General features: G+C 35.8%; 13 protein-coding genes. 9 read left to right on the forward strand and 4 right to left on the reverse strand.

The window, feature by feature from the left end; all coding sequences use genetic code 11:
• Entirely contained in the window at positions 1–2,859 is a 2,859-nt protein-coding gene (locus U6A24_RS20175) for a TonB-dependent receptor (RefSeq protein ID WP_324181824.1), read from the reverse strand.
• Positions 2,860–3,013: 154 nt separating this feature from the next.
• Between U6A24_RS20175 and U6A24_RS20180 the strand changes: the two genes are divergently transcribed.
• A complete protein-coding gene (locus tag U6A24_RS20180) occupies positions 3,014–4,060 on the forward strand; it encodes an endonuclease/exonuclease/phosphatase family protein (protein WP_324181825.1) in 1,047 nt (348 codons plus the stop codon).
• 40 nt (positions 4,061–4,100) lie between these two features.
• On the opposite strand, the gene U6A24_RS20185 is transcribed toward U6A24_RS20180, so the two are convergent.
• Both U6A24_RS20185 and U6A24_RS20190 read right to left on the reverse strand, forming a co-directional pair.
• Complete coding sequence (locus U6A24_RS20185) at positions 4,101–4,352, reverse strand: hypothetical protein (RefSeq protein ID WP_324181826.1); 252 nt, start codon at positions 4,350–4,352, stop codon at positions 4,101–4,103.
• Positions 4,353–4,463: 111 nt separating this feature from the next.
• Complete coding sequence (locus U6A24_RS20190; protein ID WP_324181827.1) at positions 4,464–6,299, reverse strand: cation:proton antiporter; 1,836 nt, start codon at positions 6,297–6,299, stop codon at positions 4,464–4,466.
• Positions 6,300–6,646: 347 nt separating this feature from the next.
• Between U6A24_RS20190 and U6A24_RS20195 the strand changes: the two genes are divergently transcribed.
• The 8 genes from U6A24_RS20195 to U6A24_RS20230 all read left to right on the forward strand — a co-directional run bounded on the left by U6A24_RS20195 (position 6,647) and on the right by U6A24_RS20230 (position 17,584).
• Positions 6,647–7,507: an MBL fold metallo-hydrolase gene (locus tag U6A24_RS20195; protein WP_324181828.1), complete on the forward strand. Its 861-nt coding sequence runs from the start codon at positions 6,647–6,649 to the stop codon at positions 7,505–7,507.
• Between the two features lie 13 nt (positions 7,508–7,520).
• Positions 7,521–9,194 carry a S8 family peptidase gene (locus tag U6A24_RS20200; protein WP_324181829.1) on the forward strand — a complete coding sequence of 558 codons (1,674 nt, stop codon included), beginning with the start codon at positions 7,521–7,523 and terminating at the stop codon, positions 9,192–9,194.
• 8 nt (positions 9,195–9,202) lie between these two features.
• The gene (locus U6A24_RS20205) at positions 9,203–11,035 is read left to right on the forward strand and encodes a M1 family metallopeptidase (RefSeq protein WP_407654075.1); all 1,833 of its coding nucleotides are present in this window, start codon (positions 9,203–9,205) and stop codon (positions 11,033–11,035) included.
• A 48-nt stretch (positions 11,036–11,083) separates the two neighbouring features.
• Entirely contained in the window at positions 11,084–11,461 is a 378-nt protein-coding gene (gene rnpA, locus U6A24_RS20210; RefSeq protein ID WP_324181830.1) for a ribonuclease P protein component, read from the forward strand.
• Between the two features lie 43 nt (positions 11,462–11,504).
• The gene (locus tag U6A24_RS20215; RefSeq protein ID WP_324181831.1) at positions 11,505–13,127 is read left to right on the forward strand and encodes a S41 family peptidase; all 1,623 of its coding nucleotides are present in this window, start codon (positions 11,505–11,507) and stop codon (positions 13,125–13,127) included.
• A 339-nt stretch (positions 13,128–13,466) separates the two neighbouring features.
• The gene (locus U6A24_RS20220; protein WP_324181832.1) at positions 13,467–16,436 is read left to right on the forward strand and encodes a carboxypeptidase-like regulatory domain-containing protein; all 2,970 of its coding nucleotides are present in this window, start codon (positions 13,467–13,469) and stop codon (positions 16,434–16,436) included.
• Between the two features lie 225 nt (positions 16,437–16,661).
• Entirely contained in the window at positions 16,662–17,177 is a 516-nt protein-coding gene (locus tag U6A24_RS20225) for a CPBP family glutamic-type intramembrane protease (RefSeq protein ID WP_324181833.1), read from the forward strand.
• A 152-nt stretch (positions 17,178–17,329) separates the two neighbouring features.
• A complete protein-coding gene (locus U6A24_RS20230) occupies positions 17,330–17,584 on the forward strand; it encodes a hypothetical protein (RefSeq protein ID WP_324181834.1) in 255 nt (84 codons plus the stop codon).
• Between the two features lie 56 nt (positions 17,585–17,640).
• Here the strand turns inward: U6A24_RS20230 and U6A24_RS20235 are convergent, their stop codons facing one another.
• Positions 17,641–22,257 (reverse strand): T9SS type A sorting domain-containing protein, encoded by a 4,617-nt coding sequence (locus U6A24_RS20235; protein ID WP_324181835.1) that lies wholly within the window; start codon positions 22,255–22,257, stop codon positions 17,641–17,643.
• Positions 22,258–22,479: the final 222 nt, after the last annotated feature.

A 22,479-nucleotide genomic window follows, 5' to 3' on the forward strand; every position in this document is an offset into this window, starting at 1 on the left:
TTAAAATCGTATATAAAAATTGATATAGTAAGAAGTACCAAATCCAAAGAAATACTTTGGACCAAATACAGGTGTTTCCCTTTGGGATTCTTCTAAAGCACGTTTGTAATTTGCATTTCTGGTTTGTTCAAAACCACCGGTCTTGTATTGTTGGTTAAGGATGTTATTGACCGAAGTAAAAAAACCGACATAATACTTTTTAATTCTCCAGGACTTACCACCTATTGCGTTTACCAAAAAGTAATCATCAAAACGCTCTTGTTTTAATAAAGATCTGGCAATAGTATCGTCATAACCATTAAAAGGAAGTCCATCAACATCTTGATTGAAATTAGATGTTCTGGCAAATGAACTTACATTAATAAAAGCATTAGAAAAATAGTTGGTGGTGGCACCAAACCACCAAAAATTGGGGTCTCGATATTCAAAACCTACCTGAGCCGCATTTTGAGGGCCACCAGAGAGATAATAACCTTTAAGGGCCGATTTTCCGAAGGTTCGAATTCCTTGAAAATCGTTAAAAACTTCACTAGTGCTGGCCAAGGCAAGATCGGGATTGTTGTTGTAAGTAAATTGACCGACCGCAGCAACTCCTTTAAGCTTTAGAGTAGGGGTAACTTGATATTCCAAACCTAATTCTCCCCCAACATACTGTTTGTCAATATCTGTTAGAATTTCCTGAACAAAACCAGCTCCAGATCCTGAAATTGCTTGGGTAAAAAAGAATGAAACGTTTGATGCATCTAGAATTTTGGTGTAATAACCTGTTATTTTTGCTCTGATTTTTGAAGACTTAAAAATATAACTGGCGTCTATGGTTTCAATTTTTTCATTTTCTTGCGTCTTACCAATTAATTGAGAAACAGGAGCATTGCTTTGTCTGGCATTTGCAAAAGCATTTCTTATTGTAGGTGATTTGGTAAAATATGCTGCGTTAAGATTAATAGAATGATAACCATGAATTCTGAAAACACCCCCACCTTTTATTCCATAATTTTTGAAGTTGACCTTTGGGCTTTTTCCAAAGGATTGTATACCGGGAAAATATCCGTTCTCAAAAAGACCATTTCGTTGATATGAAGTCTGAGTAACATCACCAGCCAGGAAAAAATCTAATTTGTTAAACTTGAATTCGGCTTGTACAAACCCATTAATAGTTGAGGCATACATTTCATAGTTGTAGTCATATCGATCACCTACTTGTACAATTCTATTAGGGTTTTGCAAGTCACTTTGCGCCCTGTTAATAAGTTGCGATGATGATAAGCTAGAAGAGGATAGGGCAAACAAATCAATATCCAAAAAACCAGAACCACCTAACAAGTCTTTAACTTCAGCAAAGTTTTCACTTTTAAAATTTTGGTACCTAATAGCCGAATTAATTGATATGTTTTTATGTATTCGACTGTTTAAAATGATGTTACCACTAATCTGAGTATTATCTGTTCGATCATCGTATAAAATATAGGTAGCATTGCTTCCTAGTGAAGCGTTTTGCTGATTTGCCTGTATTAAACGCTTCCAATCTAATTGACCGTCGTTAATTAAGTTTTGTTGAGCAAGAAATGCATTTTGATAGTCTGCAGCGGTTGGGTTTTGATCTTCAAGGAAAGAGCTTGGTAAATTGTCAGGATGAACGGGATTTATATTGGCTCCTCTTCCACCTCCAAGATATGTATTTCCAAAAGCAGATGAAATTAGATCACTACCTCCTGTATCAATCCTAGAATTTGCGATTTTTCCTGTTTGAAACGCAATATTGGTATTTACCGTTGTTTTTTTTGTTGCGTTCCAGTAGTGGTTTAACATAATTACAGGCTCTTCCACAATTCGCTCTCTAGAATTTCTAACATTTCCTTCCAAATAACCCCAATTAGGATTATAAGTGGCTCCCTTTATACGAAAAACTTCTTCAGTAATTGCTGTTGATCTACCACGGCGATTTGGTGTATAAAATGCGGTAATGTTTAGACTATGATTGCTGTTAATTTTCTTTTCTATGGAGGCAAAAAAAGAATTAGAATCGTATCCCGTACCATCTATGTATCCTTGTTCTCCAAATCGCCGGGATATAGATGCCGAAAAAGCCCAACCTTTTGCAGTAATACCAGAATTATAAGTAGCCATTACCCTGCCTTGGTAACTTCGATTAGAAGAGGCATAGGAAATTCTTCCTCCTTTTCTGTATTTGGAAGCTCTCATGATTATATTTGACGTGCCCAGAAGTTCACCAAAGGCATAGTCATTTTGCGAAACTCCAAAAGCAAATTCCTGGTTACGTTGCACGTCGTTAAGACCGCCCCAATTGCTCCACTGCGGTCTTCCATCTAAAAGCTTATTCATCTCGATGCCGTTAATTAGAACCTTGCTGTTTTCATTTTTGAGCCCTCTGGGCTTAAAGAATGTTGTTCCAAAGTCAAATGCTGCTGCATTTAGGAACACATCTCGATTGGCCTGTAATAGTCCAGACATATTAAAAGAGATATCATTTTCATCATCTAGATCGGTATCAGAAAGAGCTATTGTTCCTATTTGATTTTGCCGATTATCAAAATCATGATTTAATTCTATTATTCTTAAATCCAATACTTCATTTTCGTTAATTACAATCGGAAAACGTTTGGTTATATATCCTTTGGCTGAAATTATCAGGATTTGCTCTCCCAAAGGGACGATAGAATCTTTAAAATCAAAAGCTCCAAAGTCATTGGTAAAACAATACACATTTGTTTCTTTGATATGAATTTTGGCTGTAACAACATTTTCACCTGTAACAGCGTCGATGATTCGTCCTTTCACTATTGTTTCTTGAGCATTTATATTTGAGACAAAACACAGGATTGTGAATAAAAGGAACATTAATATGGTTGGCTTGGTTACCATTTTCTAATTACATTTTAACTTTAAGTGGTTATTGTTGAGATAATTAATTCAACACAGTGCAATTATAATGTATGCCAGTTTCATTTTTTGAAACTGAAAAAAGAAATCTTTGTGTTTTAAAATTCAGGATATGATTTCAAGAAGACTTGTTCTAATTATTATAATCTCTTCAACGACTCTGATATCACAGGAGAAGAAAATTTATAACATTCAAACAATAGCATTTTACAATCTTGAAAATCTTTTTGACCCCCAAGACGACCCAATGACTTTTGATGATGACAGAACACCACAAGGAAAAGATCACTGGACAGAAGAGATATATCGGCAAAAGATTAAAAATATGGCGTTTGCCATCTCTAAAATAGGAGTTGATATTTCAAAAAACGCTCCGGTTATTTTGGGAGTTTCAGAAATAGAAAATAGAAAAGTGTTGAAGGATCTTGTTAATAACCCTACGCTTTCAAAAAAGAAGTATGGAATTGTTCATTTTGATTCTCCAGACAGAAGAGGAATTGACGTAGCATTATTATATCAGAAACCATTGTTTAAACCAAAAAACTCACAAACACATGAGCTGATTCTGTATGACAATGATAGTAATAAAAGAATTTATACCAGAGATCAATTGGTGGTGAGTGGTTATCTGGATGGAGATTTGATTCACATTATAGTAAACCATTGGCCGTCGAGAAGAGGAGGAGAGGCTCGAAGCAAATACAAAAGGGAAAAGGCAGCACTTTTAAATAAGAAGATCATTGATTCTATTTTTTCAATAGACCCTTATTCTAAAATCATTACCATGGGCGATTTTAATGATTACCCTACCGATTCGAGCATAAAAAAAATTCTGAATACAAAGTCTAATGTAAAAAATGTGTCTTTAAAACAATTGTATAATCCCATGATGAAAATGGCGAAAAAAGGTATTGGTACGCATGCATGGAGAGATAATTGGGGTATTTTTGATCAGATTATTGTTTCTCATGAATTTTTGAGAAAAGATTACTCCTCATACAGATATTACAAAGCCGGGATATTCAATGAAGATTTTCTTACCACTCAAAAAGGAAAGTACAAAGGATATCCTTTCAGAAGTTTTAGCAGTGGCAGTTTTACAAATGGGTATAGTGATCATTTCCCGGTATACATTTATGTTATAAAAGAAAAAAGGTGACCATATTGGTCACCTTTCTTTTTATGCTTTTTTGTAAAAATTACAATCCAATGGTAATCGTACCAGAACAAAGTGTATCTGCATAATCTTCAAACGATGTGCCTTCAGGAAGTGTAATAGTTTCAGACTCACCACCTCCAGAGGTAGTTACTGTTCCGTCTCCATTATCACATATAGAAATAGGAATAGTTAATACTTCACATTCTCTACAGTTTCCGCCATCGTCGTCATTTCCACAAGAAGTAAATCCAAGAGTTAAGGCAAATACAGCCACATACATAAGTTTTTTCATAATCTGGGGGTTTAATTTTTTAACAGCCCAAATATATGAGAATATATCTTATTAACAAATTTTTATGTTAAAAAAAGCTTTTTATCGATAATTTATGAGGTTTTATCGATGCTATTTCACAGTTTCAATATCGATCGGTTTCCCGATGTAGGCAAGAAAACTATCTTCTTCGACCTGTTGTATTTCTTGGCTGTATGAAGAAATAATACGTATGTTTCTATTGGCATCTTTTATAAACAACGGAATAATTTCGTTGTCCTCTTTGGTAACATCGATAAGGGTGTTATAATGTTTTTGACCTTGTATTTTTATCTCTTGTATCCCAGGATATTTTTCGGCCAGGGCAATAAGTTTAAAATAATCATCGGTATGAGAAAACAATCCTTCTTGTGGATTATTTTTTGGATCTTTCATTTCTTCGGGAGTGATTAACCTAAAGGATCCGTGCTCCCCAAATTGATCCCTGAACTTATTAATTGCATATTTATTAATATCACTATTTGCAGTTAGTGCCATTAGGTATCCAACATCGTTGAGTTCGATATTATCTTTAAGTTGATCTCCGTAAATATTTCCTTCTATAGCTTCAAGCCCCAGACTTTTGGCTTTATTAATATTATCTCTATTGTTATCTACCAAGACGACATGACGATTGTTATTTCTTATGTAGGCCGCAATAAGCCTAGAGACTTTAGACGCTCCTATAATTAAAATACCTTCTGATTTTTTTAGAAAAACCCCTACCAGTTTGGCAAAAAAACGTGCCGTAGTAGCATTTAACAAAACCGTTCCTAATACGATCATAAATACCAATGGAGTGATATATTCTGCACCAGAGACACCATCTTTATAAAGTTTCAAACCAAATAAAGAAGCAATACCTGCCGCTACGATTCCGCGGGGTCCTACCCAGCTTATAAATAACTTTTCGTTGGTTTTGAGACCAGATTTTGATGCGCTTAAAAATACGCCCAATGGTCTTATAATAAAAACTACCACTGCAAAAAGCGAGACAGCTTTCCAGTTAAATACAAGTTTTAAATCTTCAATATTAATATTAGCAGAAAGCAGAATGAATAATATTGAGATAAGAAGAACGCTTAAAGATTCTTTAAAATATAATATTTCATTAAGATTAGGAAGGTTTAAATTTCCTAATACCATTCCCATTACTACTACCGAAAGCAAGCCAGATTCGTGGGCAAAAATATCAGATAATACAAAGACACCCAATACTGCTGCCAGAGTCACTACATTTAATAAATAATGAGGAACAATTTTTCTTCTAAGTGAAAAAGCAAGAGCATGAGCAAAAGTGAATCCATAGGTTAGGCCAATAAATACAATTTTTCCAAATTCTATAAGTGCTGTTAGGGTAAACTCTTCACCACCACCTATTCGAATAAATTCGAAGACCAAAACGGCTACCAACGCACCAATGGGATCAATTAATATCCCTTCCCATTTTAAAACTGCCGACACATCTTTTTTTAGTGGAATATTCCTTAAAATCGGTGTGATAACAGTAGGTCCTGTTACAATAATCAACGATGAAAATAAAAAAGAAATTCGCCAGCTTAGGTCAAATATAAAATGTGCTGCCAAACCTGCTCCAAAAAAAGTAACGACAACGCCCACAGTAATTAATTTGATAATTACGGGACCAACGTTTAGAATCTCACTACGTCGAAGCGTGAGTCCACCTTCAAAAAGGATAATACCTATGGCCAAAGAAACAAAATAGAACAAGCTTTCTCCAGGAAACAACCCTTCTTGACCGTTCCAGATAGGTTGTATAAGTTTGGTGCCGTCCTCGGTATATAAAGTTGCAATTGGACCCACTAGGAGCCCTATTAAAATAAGTGGTAAAATTGCTGGGATTTTAAATTTCCACGCTACCCATTGCGCTAATATTCCTAGTATTACGATACCCGCAAGCTCTATCATATTTTATGTATAATCCGAATTATTAATGGGAAAGATCGTAATTTTTTTAAACATAATAGAAATTCCTTTATTTTATAATTTGAAAAATTAAGATTATATTCTGTTCCTTAGGTAGCAAAGTATCAATAATTTTTAAGGAACTTTGTGATAAGATTTTTGTTTTATGACTACTGCATTTTCAAGGGTTATAAGCAAGTAATAGTTGAAATTGTGTTAAAAAGTATAAAAATTAAACCCTCATCCTTGCCTTTTTTTCTAATTTGCGAAAATTTTATCTGATACAAAAAGAAATTAAGAGGATAGAATTTGTGCTTATTAAACAATTTGTTCATAAAATAGTTGACTAAATGAAGTTACACCCCATAAAAGCTGGAAACTTTAAACTTGATGGTGGTGCCATGTTTGGTGTAGTACCAAAGACATTATGGCAAAAAACCAACCCTGCCGATCAAAACAATCTAATAGATATTGCAGCCCGATGTTTATTGGTAGAAGATGGGGATAGATTAACGCTTATCGATGCCGGAATGGGAGATAAGCAATCTGAGAAGTTTTTTGGGTATTATTCGCTATGGGGTGATGATAATTTGGACAAGTCTTTACAAAAAGCTGGTTTTCACAGGGACGATATTACTGATGTATTTATAACGCATCTTCATTTTGATCACTGCGGGGGTGTGGTGCAATGGAACAAAAATAGAACGGGTTATGAATTGGCATTCAAAAATGCCAAAATATGGACCAATAAAGAACATTGGCGATGGGCCGTAGAACCCAATGCTAGAGAAAAGGCTTCTTTCTTAAAGGAAAATATTTTACCTATTGAAGAAAGTGGACACTTAAATTTTATAAACAGGATCGATCCAACGTTTCAAAAAAACTCAGAAATAGGTTTTGGCGTACTATTTGTTAATGGTCATACAGAGAAACAAATGATTCCGCATATCGAATACAAAGGAAAGACAATAGTCTTTATGGCAGATCTTTTACCCACAGCAGGGCATATACCATTGCCTTATGTGATGGGATATGACACAAGACCGCTATTGACATTGGACGAAAAGAGACTATTTTTGGATAATGCAGCCGATAATGGTTGGTATTTGTTTTTGGAGCACGATGCTCATAACGAAATTATAACAGTAAAACATACAGAAAAAGGTGTGCGTCTTGATAAGGTGTTCACCTGTAAAGAAATATTTAATTAAGAGAATGCAAAAAATGGCCCTATCAAAAAGGATTTTAACAGTAGTTTCGGCTTCAGCAATTTTGGCAAGCTGTGGTGCTCCCGCAATAATTTCAACCCCAATAGAGAATATAGATTCTGTCCCATTAAAAAATAGTGAATTAACAGAGGATCAATTAAAAAGCTGGGCATTTTCCGACCTGGTAACTGACACAATTCCTGGGATGAGTATAGATAAAGCCTACAACGAGATTATAAAAAACAGGAAAGGGCAGACCGTTATTGTTGGTGTGATTGATAGTGGTGTAGATATAGAGCATGAAGATCTTAAAAACGTAATTTGGATCAATACCAAAGAAATTAAGGGAAATGGAAAAGACGATGACAACAATGGGTACGTAGATGATGTTTATGGGTGGAATTTCTTGGGAGATACCGAATGTGAAAATCTGGAGTTTACCCGAATTATGAAAAAACTGAAACCTAAATATGAAGGAAAGTTTTTGTCATCAGTAGCAGAAGAAGATAAAGGAGAATACCAAAATTATATCGAAGCCAAGGCCGAATTTGAAAAAGAATACCAAGAAACTTCTTCAAACAAGTTTCAATATGAGCAGATATTACAGCAAACCAAAGTTTCTCATGAATCGGTTACTAGTATTTTAGGTAAAGAAAATTACACACACAAAGAGTTGATGCAATTAGAAACCGAAGATAAAGAGGTGGAGTATCACATGGCTTTTTTGTCTCAAATGTTTAGCTTTTTAGAACCAGGAGATACTATTCCCGAATTTATTGAAGCCATTACATCCGATTTAGGAATTTTTGAAGAAAAACTATCATGTGACTTAAACCTTGAGTTGAATGCTAGAAAAAACGTTGGCGATAATGTAGATGACATTAAAGACGTAGGTTATGGTAACAACAATGTGATGGGACCAGATTCAACCAAAAAAGGGATAAAACATGGTACACATGTAGCGGGCATTATTGCCGCAGAAAGAAATAATGGCATAGGTATGAATGGAGTGGCGAAAAATGTTAAGATTATGGCAGTCAGAGCAGTACCCAATGGTGATGAATATGATAAAGATATTGCACTTGCCATTCGTTATGCCGTCGATAATGGGGCTGAGGTAATCAATACAAGTTTTGGAAAATACTTCAGCACACACCCAGAATGGGTTCGAGAAGCTATAAAATATGCTGCATCAAAAGATGTACTTATTGTAAATGCAGCTGGAAATGAAACTGAAGATCTAGATCAAAAAGCTGTTTATCCTAATGATCAATTTGATCAGGAACCAGAAGTAGCAAACAACTTTATTACTATTGGTGCTCTAAATTTTGAATATGGATCAAACTTGGCTGCCCCGTTTTCTAATTATGGAAAAAATAATGTAGATGCCTTTGCTCCAGGAGTAGAGATTTGGGCTACTACGCCAAATAATTCGTATGATTTTCTTGATGGGACCTCTATGGCAGCTCCTACTGTTGCAGGTGTAGCGGCATTGATAAGATCCTATTATCCAAAACTTAAAGCATTTGAAGTAAAAAAGATACTTATGGACAGCGGCCTTAACACAAAAACCGATGTTGTAATAGGTAGAGACCCTAATAAGATCAAAAGCTTTTCAGAGTTATCAAAATCAGGTAAGATGGTGAATCTATATAATGCACTTATCATGGCCGATAAAATGTCTAAATAATTTTTTGAATGATGTTAAAAAAAATTGCCCACATAGTTTTCCTTATTGCATTTGCAACTACTGCACAAAATAACACATCGTATTGGCAGCAACATGTCGATTATACGATGAACATTGATATGAACGTCAAGAATTTTCAATATCAAGGAACACAAGAATTAGTATATACCAATAACTCTCCCGACACGTTGAACCAGGTTTTTTATCACCTGTATTTTAATGCATTTCAACCGGGTAGTGAAATGGATGTTCGCTCTATAAACCTACCGGATCCAAGTCCAAAGATTATGGACAAAATAAGCAAACTGAAACCCAAAGAGATAGGATATATAAAAGTTTCCTCTTTATCTCAAAATGGAAAAACAGTACAACACAAGACCGTGGGGACTGTATTAGAGGTGATGTTAAACAAACCAATTTTACCTGGAGAAAAGGCAACGTTCTCAATGCAATTTGAGGCGCAGGTACCAAAACAAATACGCCGTTCTGGTCGTAACAATAAAGAAGGTGTGGCCTTGTCAATGACACAATGGTATCCCAAAATGGCCGAATATGATTTTGAAGGGTGGCATGCAGACCCCTACATAGCAAGAGAGTTTCACGGTGTTTGGGGGAATTTTGATGTAACAATAAACATCGACAAAGATTACACTGTAGGAGGTTCGGGCTATTTACAAAACCCTAATGAGATTGGGCATGGATATCAAACGCCTGGAACCAAAGTAAAACATAAAACCGATAAATTGGCTTGGCATTTTAAGGCTCCAAATGTTCATGATTTTGCATGGGCGGCAGATCCAGAATACATACATGATTCGGTTAAGGTTCCAGACGGACCCACACTTCACTTTTTGTATAAAAACAATGAAGAAATTATTGATAAATGGAAAGATCTACAGCCAAAAACTGTAGAACTAATGCAATATTTTAGTGAAAAAATAGGAAAATACCCATACGATCAATATTCTGTTATTCAAGGAGGAGATGGCGGTATGGAATACGCCATGTGTACATTGATTACCGGAGAGCGAAACTTTGGTAGCTTGGTGGGCGTTACAGCTCATGAAATGGCGCATTCCTGGTTTCAGCATATTTTGGCAACCAACGAAGCCAAACACGAATGGATGGATGAAGGATTTACCAGTTACATTTCGACGCTTGCGATGAACGAGGTGATGAAACAGAACAACCCCAACTCTCTCAAGAAAATGTACATCGATTATTTTCAGTTGGCAATTTCGGGTGTAGAACAACCACAGACCACACATGCCGATCGATATGCTCATAATTTTGCATATGGGAACTCGGCATACTCCAAAGGAGCTGTTTTTCTATCTCAATTAGGGTACATTATAGGAGAAGATAACCTTGCAAAAACGATTCGCAGGTATTACGACACCTGGAAATTTAAGCATCCAACGCCCAATGATTTTAAAAGGGTAGCAGAAAAGGTGTCAGGCATACAATTAGACTGGTATTTAACAGATTGGACCCAAACCACCAATTGGATAGATTATGGGATCAAAGAAGTAGCAGAAAAAGATAATGTTACCATAGTTACTATAGAACGTATCGGTTTAATGCCTATGCCGTTGGATCTTTATGTTGAATTTAAAGACGGCCCAGTAGAGTCGTTTTATGCACCTTTACGAATGATGCGCGGAGAAAAGGAGAATCCTATTCCTTCAATAAACAGAACCGTATTGGTAGATTGGCCCTGGACCAACCCAACATATGTGATAGAGATTCCGAAACCAATTTCAGAAATAAAAGCAATTGCCATTGATATAACAGGCACAATGGCCGATGTAAACCCTAGTAATAATACATATCCTAATTAGGGTTTTGGTTTCTTGTAATACAAATCTTATCATTACTTTTATTGCCTCATGAAGGCGACGTTTAATAAGAAAGAGAGACTAAAGAGTAAAAAGGAGATAGAACTACTTTTTTCTGAGGGAGAAACAATTTCTAACTATCCAGTTAGGTTGGTATATCGAAAAACTAATTTTGAAGATGAGGTTACGATCAAAGCAACGGTTTCGGTAAGTAAACGTCATTTCAAAAGAGCGGTAGACCGCAATCGTATAAAACGTTTACTTCGTGAAAGTTATCGAAAAAATAAGTATCTTGTACCCAACACTACACATCAATTCACTTTTATGTTTTTATATTCGGGAAAAGAAATGCCTGAGTATCAATTTATAGAATCTAAAGTAAAAGGAATATTGCTAAAATTTGTTGAAAAGGAGATAAAATCAGAATAATATATAGCCCTTTTGGCGTTGCATTCATATAAAAGACACACTCATGAAAAAGAAAATAATCTTACCTGTACTGGCCATCACCATCTTTTTTACGACGGTAAGTTTTAAGTCAGATTTTTTTGAAATAGCCAAGCAAATCGAGATTTTCACTACCATGTTTAAAGAGTTAAACATGAATTATGTAGACGAGACTAATCCAGCAGAGCTTATGGATACGGCTATCAAGGCAATGTTGGATGATTTGGACCCGTATACCAAATATTGGAACGAGCAAGATGTCGAGGCTTCAAAAATTAGAAATGCAGGAGAATATACAGGTATCGGAGCTTCAGTAAAAACCATCAAAGATAAAATTATCATTATGGAACCGTATAAAGATTATCCGGCAGATAAAGCTGGCCTTAAAGCGGGTGATGAAATTATTCAGATTGGAGATATCGTTGTTGCCGATTTTAAAGAAGATGCTGGTGAATTACTTAAAGGTGCTAGCGGAACTAAAGTAGATATCAAATACAAAAGACAAGGAGAAACCAAAACCACGGTATTAACCAGAGAAGAAATAGAGGTAGATGCAGTTCCTTTTTATACCCTTTTGGAAAACAATATCGGGTACATTGTATTGTCAAAATTTAATAACAAAGCCTCTAGTGAAACAATTGATGCGCTCAAGGACCTTAAGGCAAAAGGAGCTAATAAAATCATTTTAGATTTACGCGGTAACCCTGGAGGGTTGTTAAGTGAAGCTATTAACGTGACCAATATTTTTGTTCCCAGGGGAGCGTTAATAACCACGACCAAGTCAATTGTAAAAAAATATAATAAAGAGTACTTTACTAAAAAGGATCCGATTGATATTCAAATCCCGTTAGTTGTTTTGGTAAACGGAAGAAGTGCCTCGGCTAGTGAAATTGTTGCCGGAAGTATCCAGGATCTAGATAGAGGAGTGGTTATTGGAGCCCGAAGTTTTGGTAAGGGATTGGTACAGCGGCCAAAGAAGTTAACCTACGGAACACAACTAAAAATTACAATTTCACGATACTATACACCTAGTGGACGCTGTATACAGGCACTAGATTACTGGAACCGTGATAAAAACAATAACGCTGTGCGCATTGATGAGAAGGATTTTAAAGCCTTTAAAACCAAAAACGGGCGAACCGTGTATGATGGAGGAGGAATACAGCCTGATATTGAATTAGAAACGTCAAAATACAGTGATATTACTACAGCGCTATTAAAATCTGACGCTATTTTTGGTTATGGAACGAAGTATTACTATGCTCACCAACTTCAAAAAGCCGAAGATTTTAAGTTTACAGATAAAGATTATGAGGATTTTAAAGAATTTGTAAAACAAAGTGATTTTAATTTTGAAACCAGGACGGAAAAATCATTTAACAAAGCATTGCGTACTGCTAAAGAAGAAAAACTTGATGATGAAATAGCTGCTAGTTACAACTCTCTATTAGGAGCAATTAAAGCATCCAAAGAAAAAGCATTAGATACCCACAAAAATGAGATCGTAGCTTTACTTACCGATGAGATTATCAAGCGATATTTTTACAGAGAGGGATTGTATAATTACTACGTAAATCACAATCCAGAAGTAGCAAAAAGTAAAGAGATACTTAATAATAAAAACGAATACCAGAAAATCTTAAAGTAGAAGTTATTTTTTAAAAAATGTAAAAGGCCTATCGTTTTGATAAGGCCTTTTTTTGTTTCTCTTTTTGAACAATGCTTTTTTTCGGCCAAGTGTTCTAACTTTTGCTTTTCGAGACCTGTTAAGGTAACACTACCTTGCATTCGAGATTATTTAAATGATCTTGTAAGCTCAGAAAATCAAAAAAGAAGAATACTCCTTAAGGCTAAAAAAATCGAAACTCTTAAATAACACCTCAAACCATTGCTAATACTAGGTTAAATAGCTTGTTTTATATTTTGAATAGAAGTAATTTACTGAAAGTTAGTTAGTTGTTGTTATAGAATTCTTAAAAATAAACGTATGAGATTAAAAACGTTACTCCTTCTATTTCTTCTAGGTCATTATCACTATGGAGTTGCTCAATATGAGTTTACTATCGATGCATATATCTTAAATGAAACTACAAAAGAGGCTGTGCCCTATGCCAATATTGGCTTTATCGAAAAAGGAATTGGTACGGTAAGTCAAGAAAACGGTAATTTTTTTCTACAATACGACAAGAACACCATCGGCGATGATGAGGTTTTACAAATATCGAGTATTGGCTATAAAACTTTAACCTTAACCCCCAAAGAATTATATCGACTCTTAGAAAAAGATAATAAGATTTATATAGAACCCGATATTGTTGCTTTGGATACCACAGTTGTTTTTGCCGAGAAAAGAAAGAAAATGACTATTGGCGCCGATGATTATCCTAGAAAAATTATGGGTTATTGGAAAGAAAAAGAAGCATTGGGAGGTGAGATTGCCACGCCCATAAAAATAAGAAAGAAAAATACCAAATTAGAGAATTTGAAATTCTACATTCTAGAGAATAACAGTGACAGCTTATTGGTAAGAGTAAACATCTACAAAACACAAAAACGAAAACCTGGCCCAAATATACTCACCAGCAATATCTTTCATACAATATCCAAAAAGGTAGGCGAAGAGGTCATCGATTTATCTCCATATAACATTGTGGTAGATGATGATGTAATTGTAAGTTTAGAGCTGATAAAAGTGTATGGCGATGAAATTGGTTTTGCCATTTGTGGTATAAATAATGGTAGAATTTTCCTTAAATATATTAGTCAAGATGTCTGGCAACAGTCTTCAGGAGTGAGCATTGCCTATAAAATGGATGTTTCGTATCCCCTATCATCCGATAAGTTCAAGAAACGAAAAAAACCCGAGGATATCGTATTGTATTGGGACACTTCGCTGTCTCGAAGAGATGCTAATGAAAGAAAAGAATTAGATTTTTTGAAACAATATTTTAAAGAGCTACAGGAAGCAAAAGTGACTTTTGTTCCTTTCTCAGAATCGATCATATCGGCTAAGACATTTGATATAAAACGCGGAAACATTAACCCCTTATTGTTAGAGATTAATAAACAAAAACATAATGGAGGCACCAGCTTTGAAGATCTTTTTAGTGACAGCCTAAACCCCGATCAATACTTAGTATTTACCGATGGTCACAACACTTTTGGAGACCATAAGTTTATTTATGACACCCCTGTATTCTATATCAATAGTAGTGTTCGAGCCAATGATAATGACCTTCAAGAAGGAGGTATTTCTAGTGAGGGGTACTATATTAATTTGTCAAAAACCTCATTGTCTACTGCTGTAAAATGCATCCTTCATGATGTTGAAGATAGGGCCATTTACAATAATGACACCACCAAAGAACAAGTATCTGGGCTTGTGCAAACCATGGACAGCATACCTATACAAGGTACAAATGTATCTATCAAGGGGACACTAGTAGAAACCGAAACAGATGCCAATGGTAAGTTTACCATAAATGCAAAGCCAGGGGAAATCTTGGTTTTTAGATCCTTTGGGATGGAAACCAAAAGCATGGTGTTGGATGCTACAAAAGATATTATAATAGCTTTAAAAGCTAAATACGATCCTCTAGACCAAGTTACTATAAAAGCGAAGAAGGCTCCAGAAATCATCGAACCGACCCCTCTTAAATTAGAAAAAAGAAAGGCAGGTTATGCCCATTATACTATGTCCAGAGAAGAGGTTCCTAAGTCTGCGATCTTTTTTTACGACGTGATTCGTGGCAGGTTTCCTGGTGTAACAGTTACGGGGGTTGGGGTAAATACTTCTTATAGTGTTAGAGGTGCCGCGTTAAGATCTCCGCTTTTTATCCTAGATGGTGTTCCACTTAATGTACCACCAAATTTATTACTTGCCTCGCAAATAGAAAATATTTCTGTGATAACTTCACTTTCGGGGACTATGAAATATGGACCTCAAGCTGCAGGAGGAGTTTTTATTATCACAACAGATGTTGGGGATAAAAGTAAACTTGAAAAAATAAAAGATCCGGAAAGATCTCTTTTGGTACAGGGTAACGACTACAACGAATCGCCATTTATGATGAGCCCCAACAAAGGAAAACCTGACTATTTGAATGGCCTTTGGGAAAGTAAAACCTACGCCGAAGCCAAAGAGCAATACTTTTTGTTGCGAGAAGAGTATTTTAATGAAATTCCCTTTTATATATATACTACCGAATATTTTTATAGATGGGATCGGCAATTCTCGAAGCAAATTTTATCGAATTTGGCAGAGTTGTCCTCAGATAATTATAATGCACTTCGAACTCTGGCCTTTTATCTTGAAGAAAGAAATGAAAAAGAAATGGCATTACAAACCTATGAGAAAATAGCTGCTCTAAAACCTACCTATGCCCAATCATATCTTGATTTGGCTAGAATTTATAAAGAAAACAACCGTTTTAAAGAAGCCTTTGAGCTCTACAAAAGAATATTCGAAAACGATGATGAAAACATTGATTTTACCCAGCTTATCGACCAAGCAGAATCTCAGTTAAGGCACCTTTTAAACAATCATAGATCCGAGGTACCCTATACCGAGATGCCAGAACCATTTCTTGTTGTCAAAGGTGTCCCCGCACGGATTGTATTTGAATGGAGCGATCCATTGGCAGAGTTTGAACTGCAGTTTGTTAATCCACAAAAAAAGTATGAGAAATGGACTCATGTACATAAGGAAAATCCAGAACTTTTATCGAGTCATGTAAGAAGTGGAGTCACCTCCAAAGAGTTTTTTGTAGATAATTCCTCAATGGGAGAATGGAGTATCAATATTAAATCTTTTGATGAAGCTTCAAAACTCAATCCTGCTTTTCTTAAATACACGATCTATAGAAACTATGGTCTAAACGATGAAACGAAAGCAGTAAAAGTAGTAAAGCTGTATAATCAACAACAAAAAGTGGTGTTGGATAGATTTAGCTTATGAGTAGTGCCTAGTAAATCTGAGTTATATAGCCTAGCTATTTTATGAATACCGACAAATAAAAAGTGTTATTCCATACACAGAATAACACTTTTCTCATTTTGACATTAGGAAACTTATTGTGTTTTACTGAATTTTTCTTTTTTGACTAAAACGGCAAGTTCTTTTCTCTTTTCAAGGCAATAAGTAGTACCTTGGTGGCTATTTTATTTTTCAGCTGCAATAAACATGATGATTAAGAACATAGTTTCATACCTGATTTCTTGTAATTATTTACGTTTTATTCTCGTTCTTTATGTATTTTTATTCGTTTTCTTCATCTTACCAATCGAAGGAATAGAATATCTATTTCAAATAGATAGCACTCAAAACAATAGTATAGTCCACGAGATAGAAAGCTTTTGGGTATTACTACTGGTCACAATAATTTTGGGACCAGTAATAGAAACATTAGTTTTTCAAGTATTTCTGATTAGGGCATTTATTATTTTGGGTGAAATATCATTTGGCGACAAAACCAATAGAAATACAATTTTGATTGTTTCGATATTTCTGGCGGCAGCGATATTTGGAGTGTTACACTTTTATAGCGTGTTTTATACCGTTTCAGCATTTATTTTAGGGTTATATTTTGGGTGGATATATTATCTGTGTATACAACGGAAAGCGCATCCTTTTTTCGCAATATTTGTAATACATGCCTTATACAATCTTACCATTCTGGGAATAGAAAAATGGGTCTAAACCACATTAAATAAACTTAGATTCACCTTCTTGTTATCAATTTTTCATGAGAGATCTGTAAAAGCTGTTAAATTCTGGTTATAAAGTAACTATAAAACATTTTATAGCGAATTACGTTTAATACACTGTACAAACTAATAAAATGTTGTATCATGCAAACTTTAAAAAAGTGGTTCGTCTTAACACTGTTTTTAATAACTGTAGTTGCTTGTGGTGACAAGAAAAAAGAAGGAAAACAACAAAAAATTGCAAAGAAAACAACGGTAACCACTGTAAAAAAGAGTCCGAAAAAGACAGTAATCAAAAAACTATCTAAAAAGGAACTTAGAAAATTAAAAAGAGAACAACGCAAACGAGATCGCGAAGCCAAAAGAAGAAAACGCGAACTAGAAAAAAAGAAAAAATAGTAAATAAAAAAGGGCCGAATTCAATTCGGCCCTTTTCTTTGATATGTGACTAGATATTAATTTTTAATAATCTTCTTGGTAATATTTAAACTTCCTTTTTTGTCAAAAGCCTTGACCATATAAAATCCATTTGGGAAACGACTCATATCTATAGTTAACTTAGACTGCCCTACATTTAATCGTATGGTTTGCGCATATACCGTTTTACCAGTAACATCGGTAACCAAGACATCGATATCACTTTTGGCAAGTACATTAAAATCTACAAATAGATCATTACGCACCGGGTTTGGAGATACGGTTACTTTCACTTCTTCGAGACCAAAGCCTTCTTCCATTAATTCACTTTCAAAAGCTGTTGGGTTTTCAGCAAGTGTAGTAGCTGCTTTTCTTGCAAATAGATTTTCTCCATTTTCAAGACAAACAATAGCATCCAGGTCAAAACCATCGGCAAACCAAGGGAAAATATTTTTGTCGCTGGTGTCAACAACCTTGATATATTTTGCTGAAGATAGATTACCAGCAGCAAGGTCAAATTCTCCATCCTGGCAAGTGGTTCCTAAAGAAACAAATTCTACACCATCTTGAGATGCAAAAACCTCGGCAGTTTCTGGGAAATAGTTACAAGGAATGTTACCAAAGAATCCAGTAGATTCAAACACCGCAAATTCATTAACATCTTTATTGTCGAAGATTTCATTATTAAGTTCGATGGTTATAGATCCACCAAAACCTAAACTTACAAAATCGAAGAATTTTCTTTCGTTTGGCATACCAATAGCACGTTCTGGATAGCTTCTTAGCCTTGAAATTCTTCCGCCATCTCTTCTTCTTCCTTGTTCGAAAGCCACTACAGATGCACCGGCGCACTCGTTATCTACAAATGGTCTTTCTAATAAAAATCTGGCTGAAACCGGGAAGTGATCTGAAGTTGTAAACGCATAATCTGCATCATATACTTCATAATGCACAGTAACAGAGTTTTCTATATAAGCATCATTAAGTTCGTTGGTAATCGCGATATGATCGATCATATTTTCTCTAAATACAAAAGAACGTAATCCAGCTTCACTTAATGCAGAAGAAACGATATTGTAATTAGCAGTATCATCTACATATTCCTGAAAACTTGAAATTGTTGAGGTAATATCGGCTACAGTTTCATCAACATCGTCATTATAGTCTCCTAACAATATTACTTTGTTATTTGCAAAATTTACATCTAGAGAATCCTTTAATACTTCAACATCATATTTACGCATATCATAACGAGCTTGAGCATCGTTACCACTATTGGCCCTAGCGTGTAGTGCAACAAGGTCAATACGCTCTGTAACCCCATTTATGGTTACATCGGCAGTCATAAGAAATGGTAATCTACCACTAGCAAAGAAACGCGAGGTTTCATTAGGGTAGTCTGCAATTGCAGAATCATCACCACCATTATAAAGTGGGTGAATTGAAGTAAACATGGCTCTTGTGCTTACTACATTTACAGTTTCAGTATTATAGATAAAACCTAATTTCTGGAAAGGAGGAGTACCTCCTGGATTAGAGAAAGCATCAGACAACACATAATCGTATCCAGGCAATTGAGCCACTAACTCTGCAAACAAGGCATCATCTGCAATTTCTTCTACGGCATAAATATCGGCTTTTAGTTGCTGAAGTACTGTTGCCGTACTATCTCTTTGAATAGCATCAGACATTGGATTTTGTCCTACCGGAGAATTGTTTTCGTCTCCAAACCATTCAATGTTCCACGCCACTACATCAAAAGTGTCCTCTTTTGGGAAACCAACTGTATCACCTGGCGGAACAAATTCTACCGCACAAGAAATATCTGCAAGTTCTCTAGGCAATAATTGGAAAAATTCTCTAAAGCGGCCTACAACACCAGTAATTTCTGGACAGGTTACCGGTTGAACTTTACCAACGATAGATTCAACATCATTATCAATACGCAATTCTCCTGTTCCACTTGCATCGGTAAGGGTAAAGTTTGAATTTCCGAATAAAAGATCCCCAGGGTTTGGGAATGTAGTATTAAGTACTCTAACCAATTCTCCTGGATGGTTGGCAAGCTCTGTGAGTGTAATTTCTTGTGCGACTATTGGATTGTTTGGAATACCGTTATTAACTACTTCTACAACTGATCCAATCTGAACCTGATCATTAAATGCAGCTCTTACTCCGGTTACGGTAATAGAGTCTCCTACTTTAAGTGCGGCATTGGCTTGCACCTGCTCATCAAAAACAGCTATACCACCTGTTGAATCCTGAATAAATGCTGGACCATTAAAACTATCGGTTACTGTAAGCACTCCAGCAATAGTAACAGGAGTTCCTTCGGCGGCAGCTCTGGCTTCTGCTATAGTAATAGGTTCTCCCGGAACAACTATAACACCGTCATTGCTTACCCCAGGAGTAGGAGCTTTGGCAACATAGGTAATGGTATTACGAGCTCCACCTTCTCCGTTTGGAACTCTTTGAAGAGATTCAAAATCTTTGCTTCCGTTGGCATTTTCGTTTACTTGTGGTTGATCAACATTTAGTAACACCAACAACTCGGCATCATCACTATCATCGGTATCATATACGATCGCATCAATAATATTATCAGTAACTACAGTAGTTCCATTAGGGAAACTAGTGGCATCTCCAAAATAAAGTACAACGGCATCTGCTCCGTTCTGAAAAGTGTTTCCGGGTACAACAAGATCTACATTAGCAACATCAGCATTACCGATTACAAAATATCCTTCGGCATCAGTTGAAAATCCATCTAAATCAAAAGCATTGTAGCTGGTATTGTTACTTCCGTTATAGTTTACCAATACGAATCCATCTAAAGCAGTATTTCCTGTTCCGCCATCATATAATTCGATAAACTCTAAGGTGTCAGATCCTTGTGTATCGGCATCAAGTTCGTTGATAATAAGATTTACTACCTCGGTAGCATTGGTATTTGCAGATCCAGGAGTAGGAACCGCTTGGGTATAGGTATTTGTATTTCTTTGTCCGCCAGACCCATTTGGAAAACGTTGTAAGGAATGAAAATTCTTATCTCCGTTACCATCTTCGTTTATCTGTGGCTCACCGGTATTCAGTAATACTAAAAGCTCTACGTCGTCACTATCATTAGTATCATATACAATAGCATCCAATAGGTTGTCCGTGGTTACCACAGTTCCATTAGGAAAGCTGGCAGCGTCTGCTTGATAAAGAGCTACAGCATCTGCACCATTTTGTAATCCGTTACCAGGAAAGGTAATAGATACGTTTGCAACGTCTGGATTCCCGATTACGAAATATCCATTTGCGTTGGTTGTAAAACCAGTTAAATCATAAGTCGCATAGCTCTGATTGTTTGAGCCATTATAGAATACTAAAACATGTCCGTCTAAAGCAGTATTTCCAACACCACCATCAAACAGCTCTACAAATTCAAGAACATCAGAGCCCTCGGTATCGGCATCTATTTCATTAATAAGCAATACGGCATCTTCTCCGCCACCATCTTCAATAACTACATTTTCGCGATTAGGAGTATTTACTGCTTCTCCTGGCTCGGCCATAACGGTTGGAAAGCTTGGCAATCCGCTACCATCAAAATCATTTCTTGTCCAATCGGTGTTGGCATCTGTATCGGTTGCGTTTGGAAATCTTGACGCACCACCTACAGTGAACGAAATTCCATCAAAAGATTGTAATAAGGTTACACTAGCATAGTTAAGATCACTAGCTCCTCCATCGTTTACTCCAATATCATCTATAACTTCTTCCCAAGGAGTAACATCAAAAACACCATCATCATTGGTGTCAAGGTCTTCATTTAAACTTCCAGTAAAATTTTTAACCAATAACAAGGCAACAGTTCCATTTTCATATGTATTGCTAGCCAAAGGAGTGGTAAAGTATCCATTTATATCGGTTGTACCTAGTTGAATTACTTCGTCGATAGTACCAGCAGAATTGCTATCACCATCTATTTCTAATAACCAATATTCACTTAGGCCTGTTTCTATCCCTGCAACAACCTCTACAAACTCATCGGTATCTGATCCTGTATGGTTAAATACAAATTCATTGATCATAGGAATAACAACTGGTGTACCAAACACTTGATTAGTATTTACAGCTCCATACGTATTTGCTGTAGTAACTTCCCAAACAAAATCTGCAGCTGTAGTCCCTGCTCCAGATAACTGTAAAGAAGCTCCAACGAGAGTACTGCCAGATTCGGAAACTCCAATATCTGTACTAGTTTGTCCGGATGCAGGACCATTGGTAGCTGTTAAAACGCCTTCGTAACTTAAAAATTGAACTACGGCATTGTTATTATCTACCAAAGCAATCCCATCGGGTGCTCCATTTTGTAGCCCGTTGGCAGGAAGTATTTCTACCACGGTTCCAAAACCATTTTGTTGATCGGTTAATGTTCCCGAAAGTGCAATTGTGTTGTAAACTGTTCCGTTTGATCCATTGTAAAGGACAATACTCCAATCGGTAAGATCTGTTCCTGCTGCACCTGCGATTTCGACAGCTTCATCTACGTCTGTACTTGCATTATCATAATGTATTTCATTAATAAATACAGACTGTGCAATCCCATTTTGCTTCCCCAAAAAGCATAAAGTAATAAATGGAATTAAAAGTAATTTTAATTTCATGACAATTATTTGTTAGTGTGATTTTTTGCGTAGCGCAAGGTATGGCATTATAACCATTTGATCACCCTACTAGTGTTAAAAAAATATCAACAAATTAGTAACAATAGTCGCAGCCCTTTATTCATCAACTATTTGAGGTATAGCTGATTATAAAGCTTCTTATGTGTTTTGATAGCAGATATGCACGAAAAGGGTAAAATCACCCCTTTTAATATGGGATTT

The sequence above is a fragment of the Aquimarina gracilis genome (genome assembly GCF_035285365.1).
GTDB lineage: Bacteria > Bacteroidota > Bacteroidia > Flavobacteriales > Flavobacteriaceae > Aquimarina > Aquimarina gracilis.